Raw genomic sequence first — 24,218 nt, 5'->3', positions numbered from 1 at the left:
GGAGGGAAACCCATGGGAAAATGGCATAAAACCGGATGCGTGCTGTGCGCCCAGAACTGCGGGCTGGAACTGCTGGTGGAAAATGGCCGCATCGTGCGCGCCCGGCCGGACAGGGACAACCCCCGCAGCCGGGGCTATGTGTGCCGCAAAGGGCTGAACATCGCCTATCACCAGTATCCCAAAGACCGCGTCACCGAGCCCTTAAAAAAGGTCAACGGCCGGTTTGAGCCCGTCACCTGGGATCAGGCCATTGGCGAAATCGCTGAAAAAATGCAGGCCATCTCCGAAAAGCACGGTCCCCAAAGCCTTGCCTACATGGGCGGAAGCGCCCAGGGCGGCCACATGGAGGCCACCTTCGGCCTGACCTGGCTGCGGGCCATGGGTTCGCAGTATTATTATTCATCCGCCGGCCAGGAATTTTCTGACGCATGGTGGCTTTTCGGCCGGATACTGGGCAAGCAATACAACCTGGCCATCCCGGATGAGCATGCAACCGAGATGCTCGTGGCCTGGGGATGGAACGGCATGGCAAGCCACCAGATGCCCCGGGCCAGAAAGACCCTGACGGAAATTTCCCGGGATCCGGATAAAATACTTGTGGCCGTGGATCCCCGCAAAAGTGAAACCGCTGCTGCCGCAAACATTCATCTGCCGGTAAGACCCGGGGCCGATGCCCTGCTGATAAAGGCCATGATCGCCATTATCGTAAGCAATGGCTGGGAAAAATCCGATTATATCCGCAATCACGTGGAAGGCTGGGACCGGATCCGGCCCTGGTTTGAAAATTTTGATGACAAAGCGGCGATTTCCGCATGTGAGCTGGAATTTGAGCCGGTATATGAGCTGTGCCGCCTCATGGTAACGAAAAAATGGTGCGTGCACCCGGACCTGGGGCTTTACATGGGCCGGAAAAACGTTTTGAGCCTTTATTTTCTCATGATCCTGGAGGCGGTGTGCGGCAACTTCATGGTCCGGGGCGGAAACGTGATCCCGGGATTTGTCGTGCCCATGGGGTTTCATGCAGATGAAAGAAACCCCAAAACCTGGCGCACGGCCGCAACCAACATGCCCCCTGCGGCCGCCGGCTCCTTTCCTCCGGCGGTGATGCCCGAGGAAATCCTGTCCGATCAGCCCAAGCGGCTGCGCTGCGTGTATGTCAGCGCGGTCAATCCCCTGCGTTCCTATCCCGATACCCATGCCTATGAAAAGGCCTTTTCCAGCCTGGACCTGCTGGTGGTAAACGACATTGTCATGAGCGAAACCGCCCGGTTTGCCCATTATGTCCTGCCCTGCCGGAGCTTTTACGAATCCTGGGACACCACCTTTTTCCCCAACACCTTTCCGGAGGTTTTTTTGCAGCTGCGGCGGCCGGTGGTTCAGCCCCCGGGATCATGCCTGGAGTCCTCCCAGATTTCCACCATGATCGCCGACCGGATGGGCCTGATCCCGCAAATACCGGATTCGCTTTACCAGGCCGCCGCGTGCACCCGGTTGGATTTCGGCGCCCGGCTTATGGAGTGGGCGAACGAAGAGCCTGCGGCCATGGCCGCCATGCCCTTTGTGCTGGCCAAAACTTTGGGCCGTCAGTGGGATTCCGCGGCCCTGGCCGCCGTCTGGGGCCTTTTGATGACCGCGCCCAAAGCATTCCGGAAAAACGCCGCACGGGCGGGATTTGAACCGGGCGCCGACCAGGGGGACCGGATCTTTCAGGCACTGCTCGACCACCCTGAAGGCTTATGGGCGGGGATCGCAGACCCGGATGAAAACATGAACCTCCTCAAAACCGAATCCGGCAAACTGGAAATTTTTGTGCCTGAACTGGAAAATCCGGCAAAGGCCCTGGCGCCTGAAGCGGAAAAAGCAGAACTTCGCATGCCGCCGGACTTTCCCCTGATTCTGCACGCGGGCCGGCATTTTGACTGCAACGCCAACACCCTCATACGAAACCCCGAATGGAACATAGGCAAACGCGACTGCACCGTGGCAGTGCATCCCGATGAAGCACAGGCACTGGGCCTGGAAGACGGCCGGCTGGTGGAAGTCACCACAGCGGCGGGCTCGGCCCGGGGGCCACTGCAGATCAGCAAACAGGTGCGGCCGGGCATGGTGATCATCCCCCACGGTTTCGGCCTTCAGTATGGGGATGAAACCCATGGGATCAACGTCAACGAGCTGACGCAAAACACCCACCGCAGCGACCTGGGCACCCCGATCCACAGGTTTGTGACCTGCAGACTGACCGCGGTCTAATGATGATAGCCTGTAAAAAGTCTTTTTTACTTGCAGTGTTAAATTTGAAGTGATTAAGTGTTAAGTAAAATCAAGAGGTTATTCTTTTTATTCGTTGTCGGTTATAGAAGTTTCTGAACTTTACGGTGCAATCAATGATGATGGTTTCGTAAAAAGCTTTTTACCGCGTCCGCTGTTGTTGCAGGAAGGAAGTTTATAGATGGCGCTGTAAAAAGTTCAAGATCAAGGCTTGCGCGATTCCGAAGAATGCAGCGTACTTATCCGTACGTGAAATTCTGAGGAATTGCGCATAACGCAGATATTGGACTTTTAACGGCGCCATCAATGATGGGGGGAAATCATGTCGCTTGTATCCCTTGTGGAGTGCAGCAGTTACGATAAAGTGACAATCCGGAGGGCCATTGAAGACAGCCTTTCTTTGATCCGGTTTTCACCCGCGGATTTCAAAGGCGCCCGGGTGGCTGTAAAGCCAAACCTGCTTACCGTGGCAGACGATAACAGCGGAGTGATCACCCATCCGGAGTTTTTCCGGGCCGCGGTCAAAATTGTCAAGGACAACGGCGGCATCCCGGTGCTGGTGGAATCACCGGCCGTACATTCCCTGGACCGGGTGATCAGGAAAACCAGCTACAAGGCAGTGCTCGAACAGGAAGGGATTTTGACCGCGGATCCTTCAGACGTACAGACCCTGCATTTTGACGGCGCCCGGCGATATCCGCACATTGATATCGCCAGGGCCTATTTTGACGCGGACTTGATCCTGTGCCTGCCCAAATTCAAAACCCATGGCATCACCGGCATTACCGGCGCGGTCAAGCTGTTGTTCGGGGCCATGGCCGGCATGGAAAAATCCAAGATGCACCTGCGCCTGCCCCGGCATTCGGATTTTGCCGATTTTCTCCTCGACCTTTACGGCGCCATGAATTTTGGATTTGATCCGCCCAAACCCCTGATTCACGTCATGGACGCGGTCTGCGCCCTGGAAGGCGAGGGCCCGGGCCGGGGCGGCCGGCCCAGGCAGCTAAACACGGTGATTGCCGGCACAGACGGCATTGCCGTGGACTATGCGGGAACCCGGGTGGCGGGCCTGGATTTCAGAAACATTCCCACCATTGCCAAGGGTTTTGACAGGGGCTGGGGCGCAAAATCGGCCAAAGGCATTGACCTTGTGGGCGAACCCCCGGAAAACCTGCAGGTTGCCGACTTTGTGCCGGCAACCGGAGACTCGCTGTTTTCAAATGCATTTCGATGGCCGTTAAACACCCGTACCTTTAAAAACCTGTGCGTGGAGCGGCCCGTGCCAAGAGCGGATTTGTGCACCGGCTGTCTTGAGTGCATGAAAATTTGCCCGGCCGGCGCCATCAGCCCGCCCCAAGGCAAAAAAAGGGCCGTTCCGGCATACGATTATGGCACCTGCATCCGCTGCTACTGCTGCGTGGAAATCTGCCCGGAAGGGGCCCTGGAAAAAAAGCCGGGCCGGCTTCAGTGGATGTTTGACCGAATGGGCAGATGATTCCGTGTCTATGGTGTTTATGTCACCACCACCGCCTGACTTTGCCCCCTGCCCAAAAACTATACAAGCCCGGATACGTCCCTGTCTTCGAGCTGCACAAGCCATTGGGCCAGCACCATACCGATCATGGCAAGGCACTCCATGTCCAGATACTGCGCTGCCCCCCGTTGAAACAACAGGGTGGTGTCTGCGGGAAAATCCTCGTCCGCGTCATTGTATAACAGGCAGACCGGCACTTGCGGCAGCGCCTGAAACCGATAAGACAAATCACAGGAAATCCCCGAATCCCAGGATTGTCCCCCCAGGCGTGTGCAGGCATTCTCAAGGGCGCTGATCTGCCCGGAAAACGCCTTGGATATGGGTTTTTCAGCGGTATTGCCAAATCCTGTCACATAGGGAGCGGCATCCCTGAAATCCTTGTATGTCACAAGATCGCTGTCCGTGCCCGGATCTTTCGGGCACAGCAGCAGATATTTGCACAAAATCACGCTCACCGCGTGAGACGGGGCATTTCCCCGGGGATCGGCGATCCTGTCAGGGGAAATGGTGTAGATTTTGCCGAAAAAGGGAATTTCAATGGCATTGTTTTCCACCCGCACACCCAGAATTTCGGGCCTGCCGGTCAAATCCAGGGCAGCCACCGCTGCGAGATAATCATTTAAAATTTTACCAAAAATGGGGGCTTCTGAGGCCATGTCACCTTCCTGTATTTTCCTGAATTGTTTCTCCAGCTTGGCTCAAACACTTTGCCGCGCCATGGTCTTTGCACGTATCTTCAGCTCCGCCGGCATCATTTCGCCTTTGCCTGATCCTGTTCCATCTTTGTCCCGTAAACCGCGTAATAAGCCACCGGCACCACCAGAAGGGTAAACAGGGTGGAGGCAATAAGCCCGAAAATCAGGGCCCAGGCCAGCCCGGAAAATATCGGGTCAAGGGTTATGGGCCAGGCACCCAGCGCCGTTGTGGCGGCTGTCAGGACAATGGGGCGCAGGCGGATGGCTCCGCTCTGGACGATGGCTTCCCTTACCGGCATTTGCTCTGCCAGAGAATCGCGGATAAAATCAATGAGCACCACGGAATTGCGAATGACAATACCGCCCAGGGCGATCATACCGATCATGCTCGTGGCGGTAAAAAACACCAGGTCCTGATATCCGCCCACCTCGCCGCCGGCAACCAGATTCAGCAGCCAGAACCCCGGCATGATCCCGATCAGGGTCAGGGGGATGGCCATCATGATCAGCACAGGCATGAGAAAGGAATTGGTCTGGATGATCATGAGAATATAGATTCCGGCCAGGGCTACGGCAAAGGCAATCCCCAGGTCCCGGAACACCCGCAGGGTGATTTTCCATTCCCCCTCACCGGCCCACTGCGCCCGGATTCCTTCCGGAAGCGGGTTTTCGGCAAGCCGGGCCTGCATGTCGATAATGCCCTCGGCGGGCGCACGGCCTGCCATTTCTGCAGTCACATAAACCACTGGATCGAGATTCTTGTGATAAATGGTCTGCTCGTTGGGTATCCGGCGGATCTCCACAATTTCGGCAAGCGGCACCATATGCCCGGAAGCGGTATCCATGGGTATTCGGGTGAGATCCGAGAGATTGCTTCGGGCCTGGCGGGGCAGAATCATTTTTACATGCAGGGGCTGGCGCTCGTCTTCGTCGTGAACCCGGGCCGGTGTCGTACCGCTTACAGCCATCTGCAGGGTCTGAATAATCTCCCGGGTGGACACCCCGTGCAGGGCGGCCTTTTCCCGGTCCACCACAAAATCATACCGGTCGTGTACAGATTCGGTCATGTCATCGACATCCACCACAAAAGGCTCCTCGCGCATGAGCTGCTTCATGGGTTCGGCCGCGGCAATCAGCTCCTCATACGACTTGTCCGGACTCCCGTAGAGTTCGGCCACTATGGTGGCCAAAACCGGAGGGCCCGGCGGGACCTCCACCACCTGTATGGCCGCGTTGTTTTTTTCAGCAATCTTCATGAGGTCTTTTCGCAGGCGCAGGACAATGGCATGGCTTTGCATCTCGCGTCGGCCCTTTAATACCAGGTCAACACGGATATCTGCCTGGTGGGAGCCCTGGCGCAGATAATAATGACGCACCATGGCATTGAAATCCATGGGCGAATGGGTTCCCACGTAAGCCGTATAATGGGTGACCTCGGGCACGCCGCGCAGGTATTTTTCAAAATCGCGCACCACCGCATCCGTGCTTTCCAGGGTGGTGCCCTCGGGCATGTCAATGACGATCTGAAATTCGTTCTTGTTGTCAAAGGGCAGCATTTTGAGCGGAACCATCCGGAAAACCACCAAAAGCATCGACACTACAAGCAGAACAAGAATTGCGGTCAACAGCAGCCATCGCCGGATCCGGGATTCAAGAAACGGGGTGACCAGCTTCCGGTAAAACGTAAAAATCCATTCAGGGGGGCCCCTGGTTATGTGCTCTTCGGGGTCGGCTGTTTTTTGGCTTCCGGCAGCCGGGTGGTTGCGCAAAAGCCTGTAGGTCATCCAGGGAACGACGGTTAACGCGGCCAGGGTGGAAAATATAACGGTTAAGGGTACGTTAAGCGACATCGGAGCCATGTAAGGGCCCATCATGCCGGTGATGAAAAAAAGAGGGGCAAAGGCAATAATAATGGCCACTGTTGATATGAGCACCGGCGGCAGCACCTCCTGGACGGCAAACAGCGTGGCCTTAAACGGGTTTCGCTTTCCCATGAAAATGTGGCGCTGGATGTTGTCCACGTTGGTGATGGGATCATCAACCACCAGGCCAAGAGACAGAATCAGGGCAAACAGGGTGACCCGGTTGATGGTATAGCCGAGCAGGTAATTGCAAAACAGTGCCAGGCTGAAGCTGATGGGAACGGCCACGGCCACCACCAGTGCCTCGCGCCGCCCCAGGGCAAAGGCCAGCAGCACCACTACCGTGGCAATGGCGAAAAACAGGGAATTGAGCAGGCTGTTGACTTTCTCCTGTGCGGTGTATCCGTAATCCCGGGTGACTTCAATATGGACGTCATCGGGAATGACGCTTTTTTTGAGCTCCCCGAGCTCGGCCATGATACTGCGGGAAACATTGACTGCATTGGTTCCGGATTTTTTCGCAAGGGCCAGGGTAACGGATTGATGGGTAAGGGGCCGGTCCTGGAGATCGTGGGCTTCCCGGTAGCGGTGAGATTGGCCGATGCGGGTATAACATGTGGATTCGGCCGGGCCGTCTGTTATCTTTGCAATATTGCTGAGATAAACCGGACGGCCGTTGTCCACCCCCACAACCAGGTCCAGGACCTCCCGGGTTGAACGAAGAAACGAATTGGTGGTCACCGTGAAATTCTGGTTGTGCCGGTCGATATTACCTGCGGCAGAAGCCACATCCGCCCCCTGAAGCGCCCGGCTGACCTGCATCAAAGAAACATTATACCCGGTCATTTTTCCGGGAAGCAGCTCAACGCGGATTTCGCGCTGACAGCCGCCGACAATGTGGGTCCGGGAAATGTTTTTCAGTTTCGAAAGCCGCCAGAGGACTTCCTCGCCGATGCGCCTGAGCTCATGATCGTCGTAGCGTTCGGAATGCAGGCAGAGATTGACAATGGGCACATCATCGATGTCAACGGGCTTAATGGTCCAGCCCCTGACCAGCGGCGGCACCTGGTCGCTGTGCATGGTGATTTGATCATGGAGCTTGACCAGGGATTCAACCTGATTTTCGCCCACGTAGAACCGCACGGTGACAATGGCCATTCCCCGCCTGGAGATGGAATAAACGTATTCCACCCCGTCGATCTGCCAGAGAAGCTGTTCCAGGGGGGTGGCCACCAGTTTTTCAACTTCCCCGGGACCGGCGCCCGGTGCCTGGACATAAATATCGGCCAGGGGAACCACAATCTGGGGATCTTCTTCCCGGGGGGTAAGAAAGATGGCCGCCGCGCCCAGGCAAAGGGCGATCACCAGGATGATAATCGCGGGTGTGCCGGAAAGAAACGGCCTGACAATACCCGGAATCAGCCCTTTGGGTGGGTGCCCGTTATCGGCCATTGTTTCCCGGCTCCTGTGTGAGCACGGTTTCATGGCCGCTTAGCCCGGAAAGCACCTCCACTTGGTCGCCATAAACCTTTCCGGTTTTGATGTAACGCCGTTGCCAGCCGTCTTTGGTTTTCACCGAAACCAGCTCCAGCTGCCCGACCCGGCGCACAGCATTTTGCGGAATCAGGATGGCTTGGATTTCCATATAAGGAACCAGCAATTTACCGTACATCCCGGGATAAACCCCCTGGACTTCGGGCAGGCCCGCCTTGACCCGAAAGGTCCGGGTCCGGGGATCAACAGAGGGAACGATTTCATCAATCACCGCCTCCACCGTCGTGCCGGCGGCAGACAGCCGGACATTGCGAACGTCTCCGGGCCGGACCGCATCCATCAGTCCTTCGCGCACATTGGCCTCCAGCTGCAGTCCGCCTGCGGCGTGGACAATCAGCACCGGCTTTCCGGGCGCTGCCATGTCTCCGGGGTCAACCAGGCGCTTTAAGATGCGGCCATCTGCCGGCGCGCGGATCCCGGTGTAGCCCAGGGCAATTTCAGCCTCATGGACCATTTCTTTGGCCAGTTTCACCCCGGATTTTGCACCGGAAAAGGCTTTGCGGGAGCGCTCCAGGGCTGCTTTTGCCCGGAGAAATCCGGCCTGGGCCGCTTCCAGATCCTGTTTTGTAGCAGCCCCGGATTGGTAAAAATTTTTTATCCGGTTGTAATCCGATTCTGCCCGGGAAAAGGCGGCTTGCGCTGAGTTCACCGCCTGGGCGGCCTCCCCGCGGCGGGAAATGGCCGTCTGCAGCTGCTGCCGGGCCTGGGAAAGCCGGGAGTCAAGACGGTCGTCGTCTATTCTGACCAGCAGATCACCTTTTTTCACGTGATCGCCCGCCTTCACCCGGACTTCCATCACCGGACCCGCCACCCGGGGTTCGATGCGGGCCTGGTTTTTGGCAGCCACCGTGCCCACGGCCTCATACCACTCGGTCACAGTGGTGAGCGAGGCTTGGGCGGTGGCGGCTTCCGCAACGGCGGCGGTTTTTTTGGGGGCGACTATGCCGGGCCCGATCTTATCACCGGATAAAAGCCAGATCAGCAGGACCACCCCTGCTGCTGCCAGACCTGCGCCCATACTCATGTAAATGTGTTTTTTCTTCATTGCGGCTGCATCTGCAAAAAAGGTTTAGTTTCCTGATTGGCCCACAGACCCATGGCCCGGGCCGCCTCTGCCCTTGCCTTGATCTTGTCATACCTGGCCGCAGCGGCCCGGATACGGGCCCGGCGCCGGTCAAGCTCGGCCTGCAGGTATCGGGTGATGGTCACCGCCCCGCCCTGATAATGCTCCCGGACAAGACGGAACGATTCTTCTGCGCTTTGCACACTTTGCTTTGCCGCCTCATGGCGGGCTGCGGCATCCTCAAGGTTGAACCAGGCGCGCCTGACATCGTGCTGCACTTGAAGCAGGGTTTTTCTGTCTGCGGCAAGAAGCTCTTTTATCCGGGCCCTTGCCCTGGAAATCCGGGCCGGGCGTGAAAAACCGGTAAACAGGTCCCAGTTGAGCACAACAGCTGCGGTCCAGTTTTCCCGATCCAGGTCATATTCCATGTCCGGATCATCCACATAATACCTGGCCATCAAATCAAGGCTGGGCAGGTAAGACGCCTTTGCAGCGGCCAGTGCATATCTGGATTTCACCACTTGCTGACGAATCCGGGCCAGTTCGGGCCGGCTTTGCAGGGCCTGTTCAAAACCGGCTGCATAGGATGCCGGCAGCTCCGGGATGCCGGCATCCGCACCCGCAAAAACCTTATCACCGTCTGTAAGCGCGGAAGCTTCCAGCCCCATGAGATTGGCCAGGGCGGCAGCGGTGAGTTTGGACCGATTCCGGCCGGAGATGAGTTGCTCCCGGGCCCGCGCCAACCGGGCCTGCATGGAGAGAATATCGGATTTGAGCACGGCACCGCCCTCATAGCGGACCTGCAGGCTCTGGAGCTGCCGGGACACGGTGTCCACTGATTGGCGGGCAATCCGGACAAAATCCCGGGCAGCCAAAACATTGTAAAACGCGCGAATCACCTCGGCCACGAGGTTATTTTGCACCTCTGCCCGGTCAAACTGTGAAATGTCCACATCAATGCGGGCCATCTGCAGCTCCAGGTAGTCGCTGCCGCCATTAAACAGATTCATCTGTGCGTTGAGCCCGGATTCAAAATTTTCAAACCAGCCCGGGTCATTGAAATTTGCATCAGGCGGCAGCATGCGCTGATCGATCTTTTTGAAAAGATAGGCGGACGGGGCATCACCCTGCATGTATTCAGTGTAAACAGAGGCTTTGGGCCAGAACGCCGTTTCTGCCAGCGACAGCATGGCCCGGCTCTGCTCGGTTCGCCAGACGGCCTGCACCAGGTCGGGATTGTTGTTTAGGGCGGTTTCAAGGGCGAAAGAAAGCGTTAACGGAAATTCAACCGCGCCGGACAAATCCCGGCGATGCGTTTTTTCTGCCGCTTTTTGTCCCAACAGCCCGGGGTTTTCCCAGTCGGCATATTCAGAGACAACACCCTGGTAGGAATAAGAACTGAAAAACCCGCACCCGGGTAAAAAAAGGCAGCTCAAAACGATAAGAAGAAAAAACGTCTTTTCCATTCCAACCCTATACCCAAATTCAAATGGGCTGTCAAACCGCAATCCAACCTCAAACACGCTTAAATCCCAACAGTTTGCTGTTTGATTTTTGCTGCAGCAGGGCTATAATGCAGTATTATGCGATTACATGCAAAACAGAGTCAGAAGAAAGCCCCGATGATGCGCCTTTTGGCCATATCACTTTTATCGGCCCTGCTGCTTGCCGCCTGTGAAAATCCCCCACAAAACCATACACGGCAGCCCCTGCAGGAAAACCCGCCCGGAAAAACCGTGATTCTCGTGCATGGTTATGCAAAAGACGCCGATGACATGCAACGCCTTGCCGGCTTTCTTGAAAAGCGCGGATACAAAGCCATTGCCGTTGATCTGCCCCTTACCTTTGATCACGTGCATGAGGCGGCGGGAGTTTTTGCCAATCAGGTGGAAGAAATTTTATCCAAACTGCCGGACAACGCATCTGTGGCCATGGCCGGACACAGCACCGGCGGCCTGGTGATCCGTTATTTTCTGGCCCACAGCCCGGATTCCAAACGGGTGAGCCACGCCGTGCTCATTGCCACGCCCAACCAGGGAAGCGCGCTTGCCGATATTGCCGGAGATGTTTCAGATCTGCTGGTGGAAACATTTGCCACCCTCGACTCCCTTCAGCCGGAAAACATCCCTGAACTGGGCCTGGCAGATCCCGATGAAACCAGAATCGGCGCCATTGCCGGAAACAAAAGCACCCTTGCCCTCGGCCGGCTCCTGGAAAAGGAAAACGACGGCCGGGTTGAAGTAGAATCTGTCTGCTATCCCGGGCTCGACGATTTTGTTGTGGTGCCCTATCATCACAATCAGATCCATCACACAAAGAAAACCGCTGAACTGGTGATCCGGTTTCTGGAAACCGGGTCATTTGACAAACAGCCCGATCCGGACACCGGCTCCATAAACTGATTACGGCTTTGCTGATATGAAACTCTATCGTGTCATTGTATGGCTGCTTCGCGTTTTCAGCCGCCTTTATTTCATCGAAGTCCGCAGCCAGCACCCGGAGCGGATTCCCGACTCCGGCCCGTTGATTCTGGCGGCCAATCACCCCGCATCCGTACTCGATGCCATCCTGCTGGCCGTTCAAACCCGGCGCCAGATCCATTTTCTGGTGCGAAGCAGCCTGTTTCAAAACCGGTTCGTGAGCGGCCTGCTCTATCGGCTCGGGGCGATTCCGGTGTATCGTTCCCACGAAACCCGGGATTCCGGAAAACGCAACATGGTCGCGTTTGACAAGGTTTACGAACTGTTTGAAAGGGGTGGCTGCCTGGGGCTGTTTCCCGAAGGAAAAAATTCCCCGCCCGGACAGGTGGCCGAGCTGCGCACGGGCGGGGCCAGAATGGCCCTTGGCGCAGAGGAACGCAACAACTACCGGCTTGGGTTGACCATCGTGGCTGTGGGCCTTAATTACGAGCACAGGGAATTGTTCATGTCATCTGCGCTGCTGCGCTTCGGCCCGCCTGTGCGGGTGTCGGATTACGCCCGCATGCACAAAATTGATCCGGAAACCGCAGTTCGGCGGCTGACCGCGGATCTGCAGGAATCGCTGCGGCAGCAGACCCTGCACGTGGAAGACCAGCAGGTGGACCAACTGGCCAAAGACCTGGCAGAAGCCCTGGATTACAGACTCGAACCCCTTGCCGCAGATGAGGACACATCCGACACCCAACAGGCAAAACCCCGCTCCCGGATCAAACAATGGGTGTGGAAACTGCTGGAATGGTACAGACCCGATCCGGCCGCAGGCGCCGACCCCTTTGAAACCCGCGAAAAAACCCGCAAGCAGATCAGCACGATTCTGTTAAGAGCTGCCGTACGCAATTCTTCGGCCATTGCTCCGCTCCGGCGCCAGGTGGACCGCTACCAGGACCATCTGCGTCAGGCGGAGCTGAGCCATGCCGTAAAAAGACTGCTCAACAAGCCGGTTCACCAGCGGCTCATCCGTCTGCAAATGACGTTTTACGCCATCGCCATGGCCCCGGTGGCCTTGTTTGGCCTGGTACACAACATTGTGCCGTACATGCTGACAAAATACACCGCCCGCCTTGTCCGGCAGGAACCCATCCGGGCATTTGCCTATTTCGGAGTGGGATTTCTGGCATTTACGGTCACGTATGCCGGCTTCGGGTTCTGGCTGTGGTATTTTGCCGGCATGACCTGGAAATGGACGCTTGCCTACCTGGCCCTGCTGCCGCCGGCCGGATTTGCCGCCCTGCACTACAGGCGCAATATTCTCGTATACCGCGACAGGATTCTGGTGCGCTCTTTTTTTTGGAACCAGGAGGAACTGCTCAGGCTCCTTCGCCGGGAGCGCCAGGAGGTGATCAATCGTTTCAGGGAACTGGAAGCCGGCCTGCGCACAGATCCCCAGCAAAATCCGTCTGCCGGGGACACGGAAACATGATTGGTTCCATCTTTGGAAAAGCCCCCTGCGGCAGTCATGATTGTCTCGTAAAAAGTCGGTTTTCAGATGGCGCCGTAAAAAGTTCAAGATCAAGGCTTGCGCGATTTCGAAGAATGCAGCGTACTTAGCCGTACGTGAAATTCTGAAAAATCGCGCGTAACGCAGATATTGAACTTTTTATGGTGCTATCAGTCATGAAAAACAGAAAAAGGATCGATGAAGCCATGGAAAAAAAACAGATACAGACAAACGCATTTGGAACAGCCCCACAGACGGTCACCCGCGTGGGCCTGGGCGGAGAAGGCGTGCTCAGAACCACCGGCCGGTTTGAAGAGGCCGGCGAAGTCATTGATGCCGCTTATTTACAAGGCATCACTTACTTTGACAGTGCCCGGGTTTATTCAGACTCTGAGCTTTATTACGGCAGGAAGTGGAAATCAGACCCAAAACAGCGAAGCCGTGTCTTTCAGACCAGCAAGTCCGCATCCAGGGACAAAAAGGGCGCGCAAAAAGATCTCGAAGAAAGTCTGAAACGGCTTGAAACCCATTATCTGGATCTCTGGCAGGTCCATGACGTGCGCACCATGCAGGATCTGGAAACCATTGAAGGTCCGGGCGGCGCACTTGAAGCGTTTCTGGAAGCCAGACAGCAGGGAAAAGTGCGCTTTATCGGAGTGACCGGCCACCACGACCCGGATGTGCTCACCCGGGCGGTACGGCAATGGCCCGTGGATTCGGTGATGATGCCGGTCAATCCGGTTGAGGAGATCCTTGGCGGTTTTCTGACCCAAACACTTCCGGCAGCCCTGGAGAAAAAAATCGCCGTCATCGCCATGAAGATACTGGGCGGGGGCCATTATGTTGCCCCGCACCTGGGTGTGACTCCTGAATTGCTGTTGCGCTACGCCCTTGGCAAAGCAATAACGGTTGCCATAGTGGGTTGTTCAGGCATCACCGAAGTCAAAACCTTAGTTGATGCAGGATGCAACGCACAACCCCTTGAAAAGATCGAATTGGAAAAACTTCTCGCCCCTTTCAGGGAAAATGCCCGGCAGCTGGCATTTTATCGCGGGGTGATATAAAACCTTCGCACATGCAATTACTGATGCATGCATAAAAAATCTGATTATAGATGGCCTTATAGATGGCGCTGTAAAAAATTCAAGATCAAGGCTTGCGCAATTTCGAAGAATGCAGCGTACTTATCCGTACGTGAAATTCTGAGAAATTGCGCGTAACGCAGATATTGAATTTTTTACAGCGCCATCAGCTACTCTGTTCCCACAAAAAAGGGCCGGAAACTGCCTTCCGGGCGTTTTAAGGCATCGTCTATCATGCCCAGCAGACGGGTTTTATCCCGGGGCAGTTCGCCGGAAAGATTGACATAATTGGTGTAGTGATCGCTTCGAAGGCTTGTGGCCGCCTCCAGATTTTCCAGAAGCAGCCGGGTTTCGCTGAGCACTTCGTGCGGGCCGGCCATGACAAAGTCGCCTTTCTCCACTTTGCGCAAAAGGGGCGTACCTTCCTTGGGCACAAAGGTGCGCAGCCGCACATACTGCGGGGCGATTTCATTTAAAGCAGAAGCTGTTTCCAGGGCATGCTGCCGGCTCAACGCCCTTGCCCCGATTCCCAACATGACATAGGAGCTGTTTTCAATGCCGGCTTTTTTCAGCAGCCGGCCGGCGCGGATTTGCTCTTCACGGGTGGCCCCTTTCCGGATATCTGCCAGCACCGCATCGCTTCCGCTTTCAAGCCCCACGTGAATCCGGCTCAGGCCGGCCGCGGCAAGGCGCCGGAGATTTTTTTCCCCTTTTTCCAAAATATAGCGGGAGGATCCGTACACGGTCATGCGCCGGACCTCGGGAAAAATCCGGGATGCGGCACGGAATATGACTTCAAGGGTGTCGGTGGGTGCGGCAATCGTATTTCCCGCAGGAAAAAAAATCGTTTGGATGCGGCTGCCATACTGTGCCCTTGCGGCCTCCAGGTCTTCGATGACCTCGGCGGCCGGCCGGACCCGGTATTTCGGGCCTTTTTTGTAGACCATGCAAAAGGTGCACCGGTTGTGGGGGCAGCCCGCGGTGGCCTGGATCAGCAGGCTGCCCGCTTCGGACGGCGGCCTGTATATGGGTCCTTCATAGCGCATCCCATTCTCCCCGCAAAAATTTCAAGACAATCATCAAGGTTTAACCCTCATTGTCTCACCTTTATCATTTGCGAAAGGCAAAAATCAAGGCTGCCGCTCCCCCCCTCTTTGACACTGCTGTTTGCAGGTTTAATTTTATCAATAACAGGCAAAACGGACAAAACCCGTTGAAAATCCATCATTTGACGGATTGCAACCCGCATGCGAAAACAAAGGGGATACGCAAATGAAAGATACCGGAAGTTTCCATAAAAAGATGCAGGAGCATATTGACTGCTATGCCCAGACCGACTACCTGACCGAACTGGGCCGGATCCGGGAAGAGTCTGACATTGAGCAGGCCGCATTAAACTGGCTGGCCTTGTCGGTTCTCCACGGTCTGGACCGGAACGTGGAAAAAATCAAACTGACCAAATCCGCTGACGGCTCCGTGGAAATGACAGCAAAATACCGGGAGGCAAAGCTGCCCGCACCGCCTGCCCAACTGGCCGACAAAATCATCGAAATCATGCGAAACATCACCCACATCGAAACGGATAAGGGCGAACTGCCCTTGTCTCTGGGGGTGCGCGACAGCAATGTGGACCTAAAGATCAAGATGAAAAAAAAGGATGACAAGGAAAAAATCACCCTGAAATTTCCCGAAACCCGGTAACACAAAAGCCGTGCCCATGTCTTTTTTTCACACACATGGGCACGGCTGCCCATAAGGACAGTTTTTCCCATCGCAGCACATAGGCCGCGAAAAAATCCTCGTGGGTTTCTAAGTCCATGATGGTAAGCGTCAGCCGGGAGCCGGCACCGGCTCAAAATTGACGCAGGCGACCGGGTATGGACCCTGTTTAACGGCTATGCCGTGGTGCTGTATGCGGATTGATCCATGAAAACGGTTTTTCTTCCCCCGCAGGGCCGGACCAGAGCCGGCAGGCAGCCTTGTTTGCGTTTTGCGCACACGGCGGTTAAATTTGAAATCAGCACGGAGTTTCCGCAGCCACTTGAAACCCGCTACAGCCTGTTAAGAACTTTTTACAGGCCTATAAAAAATATTTAAGGAGGATTTTCAAATGAAAAAGATTGCATTTATCGCAGCTGGTGTTTTCTTTCTTGTATGCATGACCGCCAATGCCCAGATGGATTCGCAGCAAAGCATGAAACCGGGCATGATGCGCGGCGGCATGATGCAAGGCGCCATGGGCGCAATGCATGGCGGAATGATGAGTTCCAGTCCGATGCAAAGCTCCATGATCATGGTCAATCTGCTTCCTGAAATGCAAAAGCAGCTTTCGCTTTCCGAAAACCAGACCGATGAGCTGATCGGAATGCGCTCAGCGTTTAAGAAACAACAGGTGGATTACCAGGCGAAGATGACAAAGCACAACAGGAAACTGCAAGACCTGATAGACAGCAGTGCACCTGTCGACGAGGTACGAAAACAGATGAAGGCATGCGCTGATATAAGAATTGATATGCATTCAGACGCCTATGAAACCGAGCAGAAAATGAAGGCGGTACTCACAGATGAGCAGCAAGAACAGCTGGAGGTCATCATGGCTGAGCATGACGACATGATTCAAAAGGCAAAACCCAAAAGCCGCAGCAAGAAAATGCAATAGGCGGCATTTTCACCCCGAAAAATTCTTTTCCGGAAAAGAACCATGCCCCTGGCACGCAAAAACCGTTTTCCATGACAGGGGCATGGTCTGCCGGAGCCCGATACAGCCTAATCCAAAAACCCGAAAATACAATTTCCCGCCGCCGGCCCGCCCCATTTTCTTATCAGCAGCCATGATGCATTGCGATATGACTGCGGTCTTTCAGACACATATCCCGGAAAAGCATTCACTTTCCAACTTGAAATCCCCTGGCGCGGCCTTATCTTTTTTATTACGCCTTTCTGTTCGGAGTGGCCTGAATTTTTGGCACGCCTAACGTATCCAAACAGATTCAGGCGGACAAACAATTTTGGAGGTGCTGAAATGAAAACAAAAAACATGATTTTAACAATGGTTGTTTTTGTCTCCGTACTTGTCCTGCTGGTTGCCGCCGGTCCTTCGCCGGCCGGAGAGTACAAAGCGCTTCAGGGCACAGACAGCGTTGACACGATATTTGATTTCAGGGAAGGCGATCCCGCAGGCGCGCTGGTTCATTTATCCCTGGCCCATAAGACCTTCACCGACAAAGCCATTCAGAACGTATCAGAAAAGCCCCGGTTTGTTGTGGTATTTATGGGCGGTGCCGTCAAGCTGCTGTCCTCGGATAGAAGCGCATTTACACAGGAACAGAGAAAAACTCTTGCAAAGATGGACAATGTCATCTCAAAAATGGTCAAGGACGGAATCAAACTTGAGGTCTGCCTTTATGCGGTTGACTTCTTTGGCGTGGATCCGGAATCCATATCCCCGGAAATCGACGTTGTTCCCAATGGCTGGATTTCCTCCATCGGATACCAGACCAACGGATACGCACTGGTTCCCATATATTGAATCACGCATATACTACAATGCCGGTTAATGGCAATTGGCCATTAACCGGCCCTGCCTGTCTGCCCCAATCACTCCGCAATCCCTTTACAACCACAGATCCCCGCCCGACCGCCCGGCACCGGCAAGCCTTTGGCTGTTTACAGATGGCAGGATAAAGGCTATAGGACTTGTTTTGTCCTGAAACGGAAAAATACAGCAAAACCCAAAACCTTTTGAGAAAAGACCGAAATCCAAAGGATGATGCCTTCGTAAAAAGTCTGATTTCAGATGGTGCCGCAAACCGTTCAAGATCAAGGCTTGCGCAATTTCGAAGAATGCAGAGTAGTTAGCCGTACGTGAAATTCTGATAAATTGCGCGTAACGCAGATATTGGACTTTTCCGACGCCATCAAAGGATAAATCCTGAAAAAGCAGCCAATGGCCAGCCCTTACGCAATACGAAAGCTTATCAACAAAATTTATGCAACCCGGTTTTTCTGGTCCGGGCTCACGCGTTACCGCGTGATCGGATGGCTGATTGAGCGGATATTTTTTAAAAACGACGATGTTGTGTTTCTGCCCAAAGACTCTGTATTTGCCATCAATGAAACCATTGCCCCGCCCGAAAGCCTTGCGGTGCCTTCCGGGGTGGTGGAGCATTTCATAAGGGCAGCCGGCGTGATATGGATCATGGATTTTTGTATCTGCCGGGACTCGGAAGGGTGCAAAGATTATCCGGTTGAATACGGCTGCATTTTTCTTGGCGCGGCCGCTGGCGGGATCAACCCGGCTTTCGGCCGGCGGGCCACCGCGGAAGAAGCCATCGCCCATGCCCGCAAATGCCGCGAAGCCGGCCTGGTGCAAATGATCGGGCGCAACCGCATTGATACGCTCTGGTTAAATATCGGCCCGCCCGGCAAACTCATGACCATCTGCAACTGCTGCCCCTGCTGCTGCCTCTGGCAGACGCTGCCCTACATGCACCCGGATATCAGCAGGAAAATATCCCGCATGCCGGGCATTCAAATGGAAGTGAACGACAACTGCACCGGCTGCGGCATTTGCACAAACGGCACCTGCTTTGTAAAGGCAATTCACATGGAAAACGGCTGCGCGGTCATTGATCAGAGCCAGTGCCGGGGCTGCGGCCGCTGCGCATCTGTCTGCCCCCGCCATGCCGTGTCCATGGTTGTCAAAAACCCCGCATTTATCCAAAACGCCATTCGCCAGATATCCAGATCAGTGGATGTCAGCTGAGAAATTCGCCCTGGTGCGGAACAAATCCTGTTTCAAGCAAAGAGGCAAGCGGCGGAAACAAGGGCTCGGGCAAATCAGACCAGTCAAACCACTGCCAGGCTGCACAGCGGGCGGGCTCACAAATTTGTGCCTCACCGCTTCCGCTTCGGGCGGTTACAAAAAGGGTGACATAATGCTTGCCCGCTTCCGGAAACACGTCGCTGGTATACGGCCCGCGGGTAATGGAATGGATGTCAAGCCCGGTTTCCTCCTTTACCTCCCGCGCAGCGCAAGCCTCCACGGTTTCCCCATACTCCAGGTGTCCGCCGGGAAGCGCCCAGGTGCCGGCCCCGTGGGCGCCCCTGCGCCTGCCGAGCAGAACAAGACCGTTTCGAAGCACGATCACCCCGACGCCCACCATGGGCATGTTTGGTTTCATCAACCGCCTTTTTGCTATCCTCATAAAAATCGCTTATTCACATAAAAACCTGCTGACATCCCCGGCTGTTTCGCCCGGCAGCTCCTCCATGGGCACATGCCCCGCCCCGGGATAAGTGATAACCTGAAGATCGGAGACATCGTTTTTCCATTTCTCAACATGGGCCGGCGGCACCCAGCGATCCCTTTCCCCCCACATCAGCAGCACGGGCACGGAAATCTGCTTTATTTTTTCACCCGGATCAAACCCGCGAGCCTTTTCATTCATGGCCCGGAAAATCGCCACCATTGCCGTGCGGTTGCCGGGCCTGAGCAGCAGCTCATGGTAGCGGTCCACCACGGATTCAGACACCAGATCGGGATTTCCGTATGCACTTCGCACATTTGCGGCAATCATAAACCTGGGCGCCCAAACCCGGGCGATGCCGCCCACCACCGGCAGACTCACCCGCTTTATCACATCCGGAGGCTCCTGCGGGTAACCGGCAGGCGCAATCAGGATCAGCTTTTTGACCTTATCCGGATGCTGCACTGCATAATTCCAGGCCATGAACCCGCCAAGGGAGTTGCCCGCCAAATAAAACCGGTCAAGGGCCATGGCATCCACAAATGTCTCCAGAAAATCCAGCAGCCCCTGCTCGGTGTGGGCAAATCCGGGCACCGGACCTGTCAGACCGTTTCCGGGCAAATCCACCCGTATGATCCGAAAACTCTCCCGCAGCGCGTCTGCCCAGCCGTCCCAGGTGTGAAGCGATGCCATGGCGCCATGAAGCAGCAGCAGGGGCGGCCCGTTTCCCTCCTCCCGGAAGTGAACCCTTGCCCCGTTTATCTCCAAAAACCGGGAGTTCTCATTGGCATATTTCTTTTCCAGCTCACCAATCGGGATGGAGCGGAATCCCGGTTTGGAGAACCCCTTGAAAACCGCTGAGCAGAGCACTATCGACTTTTTAACAGGATCCATGTCAAAACCCAAAGCTCACTCGCAGTCCGTAAGAAAGGGTTTCATTGGCCGGCTCATAGACCCGACCGACAGGCACCCCCTGGAATCTCAGTGTAGCGAGATCAGAGTCATCAATATCCCAGTAGGTGATGTAGGGCTCGATTACCATGGAATAACGGTCTGAAAATTTTCTGGTAAAATCGGCTGAAAACCTGAGCCCGTAGCCATCACCAAAATCCTGGCTCACGGAAGGATCATTAAAGCCCGGACTGACATCGCTCAGATGGGACTTTACCCGGCCGGTCCAGAAAATATCGTATTCTGCGGACAAACCCAAAGTCCATTGATCTGACAAACGACTCAGGGTCTGAACACCAATCGGGGAATACCAGTACTGAATTTCCCTTTCATAGCCGCCGATCCCATCGATTTCATCGTTCCAGTACCGATAACCGATCCCCACAAACGGGGTGATCAAATGGTTTCCCTTTACAAAAAAATCATAACCCAGCAATTCCCGGGCCTGAAATATCCAGTCATCCGTGTCCGCTTTTACCGAATCTCCGCCCCATGTGCCGCCATCATAATCCATCTCGCCGGCGAGCAATTCAACACTGAGAATGGACATCAAAGGGGCTTTGCCGTCGCTGATGCCGTGATAGGCAATCTCTCCGGAAACCCCGTACATGAAACCATCGATCTCAATGTCAATGGAATCTTCCTCATAACTGACATATCTCATATCAGGTCCAATCTTAAAGCTGTAGGCATTCACCAGGGCTTTTGCCTGGGTCGCTGTTCCTTTAGCCCATGAAATATTGACAAACACAAAAAGGAAGAAAATCAACAATAAAAAACTTTTCAGAAACACCTTCATTTTTTTCTCCTTTCCACTTTTTGCGGATGCGGGTTGCAATGCATGGGTATGCATTTTTGAGGAAAAACAAGGCGCATATATTGACATACAACTGAATCGGTCCGGAATGTCAACAGCAAATGGGATAGGATCAAAAATACACGCTTCTCCCTTATCCGAACACAACTCCCGGCTTATTTTTTCACCTATGCCGCAATCACGTCATTGGGCGGCAAAAGATTGCTCAGCACCCGGGCACGGCGCATAAAAAACCGGGTCGCCGCTTTTGCGGAAGCCCGGTGACTGTTTTGCCCATAACGTTCCAGAGCAATAAAACATTGATGCCTAACCTGCCTGTTCCGGACGCTTATAGCCTGGCATGTGGTATTTGGGATCGTTGAGCTGTTTGGAGCAGAAGGCGCAGATGACATCCTCGACTTCCCCGGCAATGCCGGCGATCGGGTGGATATGACAGCTTTCCAGCATTTTAAACATACTCTCGCTCACACCACAGCAAATCACCGTGGAAACTTCAAGCTGGCGAAGCAGCTTGATCCGCTCGGACAGTGCCAGTTTATTGATAAAAATTTCCTTCCGGTCCATCTCGTTTTCCTTCTCAATATCTATGATCAAAAGCCGTTCGCACGAGTCCAGGACCGGCGAAATGCGCTTGTGAAAAATCGGCAAGGCCAGACGAATCATTTGCTGTCCTGATTGTTAAAGGGTTTTAAAAATCAGTGGCAGCCGCAGGATGATGCCAATTGACAGGTATGGATTGCTTCTGCCATTTTCCACCATTTGGGATTCAGGCCAACGGGCAGCCGCTGTTCCATCTCTCCGAAATGGAAATGATTTCCGGAAAAGACCTGATCGTAGAGAAGCGATGCACCTGCGGCATGATAAAGTTCCGGCAATATATCCGGCACCCTTTCAGATCCATGATTTCCAACGCCTGTACAATCCACAACCAGATGATAACCGGTTGCAAGGTCAGACGGCTGCCAGCAGGCCGCGGCCCTGTCCGCCAGGCATTCAAAGCCCGGTGAGCGGTAAAGCCGAATCCGGGCGGGCCCCTGTTTTTCGCAATGCATCAACATGCACACCAGTGTGTCAAACAAAGGATATCCTACGGTTATGCCCGGCACATCCCGTTCGATTCTTTCTTTATCACTGCTGCTGAACGCAATCAGCCGGTCAAAACTTTCAAATGAAAAGGTGTTAAAGCAGTGATCCCTGTCGGTGCACAAGGAAAAGGCAGCGACATTGAAAAGATCGTCAGGGATATTCTTGCGCGCTTCAAAAGCCGGCGAATGTGTTTTGTCAAATGCCGTGCTTTGCACCAGTTCCCGCTCCCGGGCAGCGAACAGGGAAAACAGCGAATGTTCCGGATAGGGATAGCATTTGATGACAAATGCGGCGGAAAGGATCTCCCTGTTGTCCACAACCCGGAGATCCACCCCGGTCAACGCGAGAAGATAGACGCCGGGAGCATGGTTAACCCAAAAATACCAGGCCGGATGATCGCACCACACCTGGCTGACCCCGCTTATCCCCAGTTCACTTTTCAGATCCTCAAACCAGGAGGTGACCACCAGGGCGCTTTCCATTTTATTGCGGAAAAAAGCTTCAAGATCGATTTTCGTATCCTCCGTTTTTTAAAAACAGTTCCCTGACAATTTCATTTTTGGATCGGCCCTCTGTTTCAATGTTGTGCTTTCTGGCGGTTTCAATGAGAATATCATCCGGGTAAGCCAGGGTCAGGGCATAACTGGATTCATAGGATTCAAAAAACTTATCGAATTCGGCTTCGTGCCTTGCCTCTTCGGCACCCTGAACAAATCCCCGCAAAACCCGCCCGGTCAGTTGGGAGATATAGCGGGTCAGAAAATCCCGTCTGTCCTGGTCCACCATCAGGATTGCACCTTTTGTTTTTGATTCAGGGGCCACCGGTCGAAAAACTCATTATGGACCAGGATGATGCTCAAAAACAACAGCACCCATACCAGGGGGGTATCCCCCGGTTGGGCAAAACCTTGTACCTTGGCCAGAAAAAAAGTGGCCAGCGGTGAAAAATAGAATAAGTAGATCAGCATCCCCCCGGCAACTGCAATCACGCTCCGGGCGGCAGCCCTGGCCCAAAGGCTTGAGAAATTGGGAAAATTATTGAAGTAATGCCTGAGAATAAAGGCGGCCAGAATAAAGAAACCGGCAACTTCAGCAGCATGAATCATCCGCCAGTCCGGTCCGTCCGTGTATTGCCCGCCCATAAACGCCTCATCCCAGACCACGGTAAATATCTGCAGCAGAATGTAGAGGAAAACAAAGCCCAACACCAGGGTTCCGACAAATGTGACAATGCCTTTGACAAATGTTGAATGGCCGTTTTTTTCAAGCTTTTTCCACGGGTATCCCTCCCACAGCAGATCTGAGAAAACGATCCAGACAAGACTGCTCAGGACTAGGCCCAGGCTGAAAAAGGCACTGCCGGTTCCGGCGAATCCTTCCCACCAGGGCGCCACACCTGCCTTGTCCTGGGCAGGGTAAAAAAGATGACACACATGCGGATGAAAGAGGAAAATGTAAATGAGGGTGGTAAAAAACAAAATGGCGATGAACTTGGATCCCGTCCGTGTGGACCGGCTGGTTTTCTGCCAGGGCCATTGATTGAATCCGAGATTCCAGAAAAGCGCCAGCCACAGGAAGGCGGCACAGAAGTATACGATGGCGGTGGAGGCATTTTCACGTGCCACAAAGGGTTCAGCGCCGATGCCCCCGCTGGCGACAATGGATTCCGGGCTGAAATAGGCAACAGCGAATTTGCCGATAATGCCCCAGAAAATCAGGTAATGGCCTACATACATCAGGACGACTGCTGCAATGGTTAAGGCGATGCCCTTAACAACGGATGAGTGTGAAAATTTTTCATCATAGATTCCCGGCACGTCAAATACGTTTGTCAAAAGGACGATGCCGCACAGAAAAGAAGCGATAAGGGCAAAGCCGTACATGGGGGTGTAGAGTTTCATCACGGCGCTGGGATTCATGAAAATATACCAGAGAAACCAGACAATACAAAAAATGCCGATTAAATTTGCAAGTCCTTTAAGATAAGGAAAACTGCCTGCTGAGGCCTCAAGGGATCGGGAGTTTTCCGTGGGTGGGTCACCCCGGGTAAATCCCGGGGGCTTATCATTTGCTACCGCGTGGTTTGACATGGCGTCCTCCCTGGATGCGGATGATCGGAAGGGAAAAGACGGAGACTTC

At 54.4% G+C, this 24,218-nt stretch carries 21 protein-coding genes; 9 read left to right on the top strand and 12 right to left on the bottom strand.

What is annotated here, in order from left to right:
• Nucleotides 1-12: 12 nt before the first annotated feature.
• Both HNR65_RS02770 and HNR65_RS02765 read left to right on the top strand, forming a co-directional pair.
• Complete coding sequence (locus HNR65_RS02770) at nucleotides 13-2,250, top strand: molybdopterin-containing oxidoreductase family protein (protein ID WP_181549900.1); 2,238 nt, start codon at nucleotides 13-15, stop codon at nucleotides 2,248-2,250.
• Between the two features lie 340 nt (nucleotides 2,251-2,590).
• Complete coding sequence (locus tag HNR65_RS02765) at nucleotides 2,591-3,763, top strand: DUF362 domain-containing protein (RefSeq protein ID WP_181549899.1); 1,173 nt, start codon at nucleotides 2,591-2,593, stop codon at nucleotides 3,761-3,763.
• A gap of 59 nt (nucleotides 3,764-3,822) precedes the next feature.
• Here the strand turns inward: HNR65_RS02765 and HNR65_RS02760 are convergent, their stop codons facing one another.
• From HNR65_RS02760 to HNR65_RS02745, 4 genes are all read right to left on the bottom strand, one after another.
• Nucleotides 3,823-4,458 (bottom strand): DUF3786 domain-containing protein, encoded by a 636-nt coding sequence (locus HNR65_RS02760; RefSeq protein ID WP_181549898.1) that lies wholly within the window; start codon nucleotides 4,456-4,458, stop codon nucleotides 3,823-3,825.
• A 95-nt stretch (nucleotides 4,459-4,553) separates the two neighbouring features.
• A complete protein-coding gene (locus HNR65_RS02755; protein WP_181549897.1) occupies nucleotides 4,554-7,811 on the bottom strand; it encodes an efflux RND transporter permease subunit in 3,258 nt (1,085 codons plus the stop codon).
• Nucleotides 7,801-8,958, bottom strand: a complete 1,158-nt coding sequence (locus HNR65_RS02750) for an efflux RND transporter periplasmic adaptor subunit (RefSeq protein ID WP_181549896.1) — start codon at nucleotides 8,956-8,958, stop codon at nucleotides 7,801-7,803. The genes HNR65_RS02755 and HNR65_RS02750 overlap by 11 nt, the downstream gene beginning before the upstream one ends.
• Nucleotides 8,955-10,442 carry a TolC family protein gene (locus tag HNR65_RS02745; protein WP_181549895.1) on the bottom strand — a complete coding sequence of 496 codons (1,488 nt, stop codon included), beginning with the start codon at nucleotides 10,440-10,442 and terminating at the stop codon, nucleotides 8,955-8,957. The genes HNR65_RS02750 and HNR65_RS02745 overlap by 4 nt, the downstream gene beginning before the upstream one ends.
• Before the next feature lie 156 nt (nucleotides 10,443-10,598).
• On the opposite strand from HNR65_RS02745, the gene HNR65_RS02740 reads away from it, so the two are divergent.
• The 3 genes from HNR65_RS02740 to HNR65_RS02730 all read left to right on the top strand — a co-directional run bounded on the left by HNR65_RS02740 (nucleotide 10,599) and on the right by HNR65_RS02730 (nucleotide 13,958).
• Nucleotides 10,599-11,378: an alpha/beta fold hydrolase gene (locus HNR65_RS02740; protein WP_220128260.1), complete on the top strand. Its 780-nt coding sequence runs from the start codon at nucleotides 10,599-10,601 to the stop codon at nucleotides 11,376-11,378.
• Between the two features lie 16 nt (nucleotides 11,379-11,394).
• Nucleotides 11,395-12,876 (top strand): 1-acyl-sn-glycerol-3-phosphate acyltransferase, encoded by a 1,482-nt coding sequence (locus HNR65_RS02735; protein ID WP_181549894.1) that lies wholly within the window; start codon nucleotides 11,395-11,397, stop codon nucleotides 12,874-12,876.
• A 194-nt stretch (nucleotides 12,877-13,070) separates the two neighbouring features.
• Nucleotides 13,071-13,958: an aldo/keto reductase gene (locus HNR65_RS02730; protein ID WP_232364616.1), complete on the top strand. Its 888-nt coding sequence runs from the start codon at nucleotides 13,071-13,073 to the stop codon at nucleotides 13,956-13,958.
• Between the two features lie 188 nt (nucleotides 13,959-14,146).
• On the opposite strand, the gene HNR65_RS02725 is transcribed toward HNR65_RS02730, so the two are convergent.
• Nucleotides 14,147-15,022 carry a radical SAM protein gene (locus HNR65_RS02725; RefSeq protein ID WP_181549893.1) on the bottom strand — a complete coding sequence of 292 codons (876 nt, stop codon included), beginning with the start codon at nucleotides 15,020-15,022 and terminating at the stop codon, nucleotides 14,147-14,149.
• A gap of 226 nt (nucleotides 15,023-15,248) precedes the next feature.
• Here HNR65_RS02725 and HNR65_RS02720 point away from each other — a divergent pair, with 226 nt between their 5' ends.
• The 4 genes from HNR65_RS02720 to HNR65_RS02705 all read left to right on the top strand — a co-directional run bounded on the left by HNR65_RS02720 (nucleotide 15,249) and on the right by HNR65_RS02705 (nucleotide 18,741).
• A complete protein-coding gene (locus tag HNR65_RS02720; RefSeq protein WP_181549892.1) occupies nucleotides 15,249-15,677 on the top strand; it encodes a hypothetical protein in 429 nt (142 codons plus the stop codon).
• A gap of 409 nt (nucleotides 15,678-16,086) precedes the next feature.
• On the top strand, nucleotides 16,087-16,635 hold the full coding sequence (locus HNR65_RS02715) for a Spy/CpxP family protein refolding chaperone (protein WP_181549891.1): 549 nt from the start codon (nucleotides 16,087-16,089) through the stop codon (nucleotides 16,633-16,635).
• A gap of 363 nt (nucleotides 16,636-16,998) precedes the next feature.
• A complete protein-coding gene (locus tag HNR65_RS02710; protein WP_220128259.1) occupies nucleotides 16,999-17,505 on the top strand; it encodes a DsrE family protein in 507 nt (168 codons plus the stop codon).
• 417 nt (nucleotides 17,506-17,922) lie between these two features.
• On the top strand, nucleotides 17,923-18,741 hold the full coding sequence (locus tag HNR65_RS02705; RefSeq protein ID WP_181549890.1) for a 4Fe-4S binding protein: 819 nt from the start codon (nucleotides 17,923-17,925) through the stop codon (nucleotides 18,739-18,741).
• On the opposite strand, the gene HNR65_RS02700 is transcribed toward HNR65_RS02705, so the two are convergent.
• The 7 genes from HNR65_RS02700 to HNR65_RS02670 all read right to left on the bottom strand — a co-directional run bounded on the left by HNR65_RS02700 (nucleotide 18,734) and on the right by HNR65_RS02670 (nucleotide 24,169).
• Nucleotides 18,734-19,159 carry a nucleotide triphosphate diphosphatase NUDT15 gene (locus HNR65_RS02700; RefSeq protein WP_220128258.1) on the bottom strand — a complete coding sequence of 142 codons (426 nt, stop codon included), beginning with the start codon at nucleotides 19,157-19,159 and terminating at the stop codon, nucleotides 18,734-18,736. The two genes, HNR65_RS02705 and HNR65_RS02700, sit on opposite strands and share 8 nt — an antisense overlap.
• 33 nt (nucleotides 19,160-19,192) lie before the next feature.
• A complete protein-coding gene (locus HNR65_RS02695; RefSeq protein WP_181549889.1) occupies nucleotides 19,193-20,119 on the bottom strand; it encodes an alpha/beta fold hydrolase in 927 nt (308 codons plus the stop codon).
• Nucleotide 20,120: 1 nt separating this feature from the next.
• A complete protein-coding gene (locus tag HNR65_RS02690) occupies nucleotides 20,121-20,840 on the bottom strand; it encodes an autotransporter outer membrane beta-barrel domain-containing protein (RefSeq protein ID WP_181549888.1) in 720 nt (239 codons plus the stop codon).
• 459 nt (nucleotides 20,841-21,299) lie between these two features.
• A complete protein-coding gene (locus HNR65_RS02685; RefSeq protein WP_181549887.1) occupies nucleotides 21,300-21,656 on the bottom strand; it encodes a NifB/NifX family molybdenum-iron cluster-binding protein in 357 nt (118 codons plus the stop codon).
• A 32-nt stretch (nucleotides 21,657-21,688) separates the two neighbouring features.
• Complete coding sequence (locus HNR65_RS02680; RefSeq protein WP_181549886.1) at nucleotides 21,689-22,561, bottom strand: hypothetical protein; 873 nt, start codon at nucleotides 22,559-22,561, stop codon at nucleotides 21,689-21,691.
• 19 nt (nucleotides 22,562-22,580) lie between these two features.
• Complete coding sequence (locus HNR65_RS02675) at nucleotides 22,581-22,865, bottom strand: hypothetical protein (RefSeq protein WP_181549885.1); 285 nt, start codon at nucleotides 22,863-22,865, stop codon at nucleotides 22,581-22,583.
• The gene (locus HNR65_RS02670) at nucleotides 22,865-24,169 is read right to left on the bottom strand and encodes a hypothetical protein (RefSeq protein WP_181549884.1); all 1,305 of its coding nucleotides are present in this window, start codon (nucleotides 24,167-24,169) and stop codon (nucleotides 22,865-22,867) included. The genes HNR65_RS02675 and HNR65_RS02670 overlap by 1 nt, the downstream gene beginning before the upstream one ends.
• Nucleotides 24,170-24,218: the final 49 nt, after the last annotated feature.

Source organism: Desulfosalsimonas propionicica (genome assembly GCF_013761005.1).
GTDB lineage: Bacteria > Desulfobacterota > Desulfobacteria > Desulfobacterales > Desulfosalsimonadaceae > Desulfosalsimonas > Desulfosalsimonas propionicica.
The sequence above is the reverse complement of the archived record's forward strand: the minus strand, read 5'-3'. Positions and strand labels throughout refer to the sequence as shown.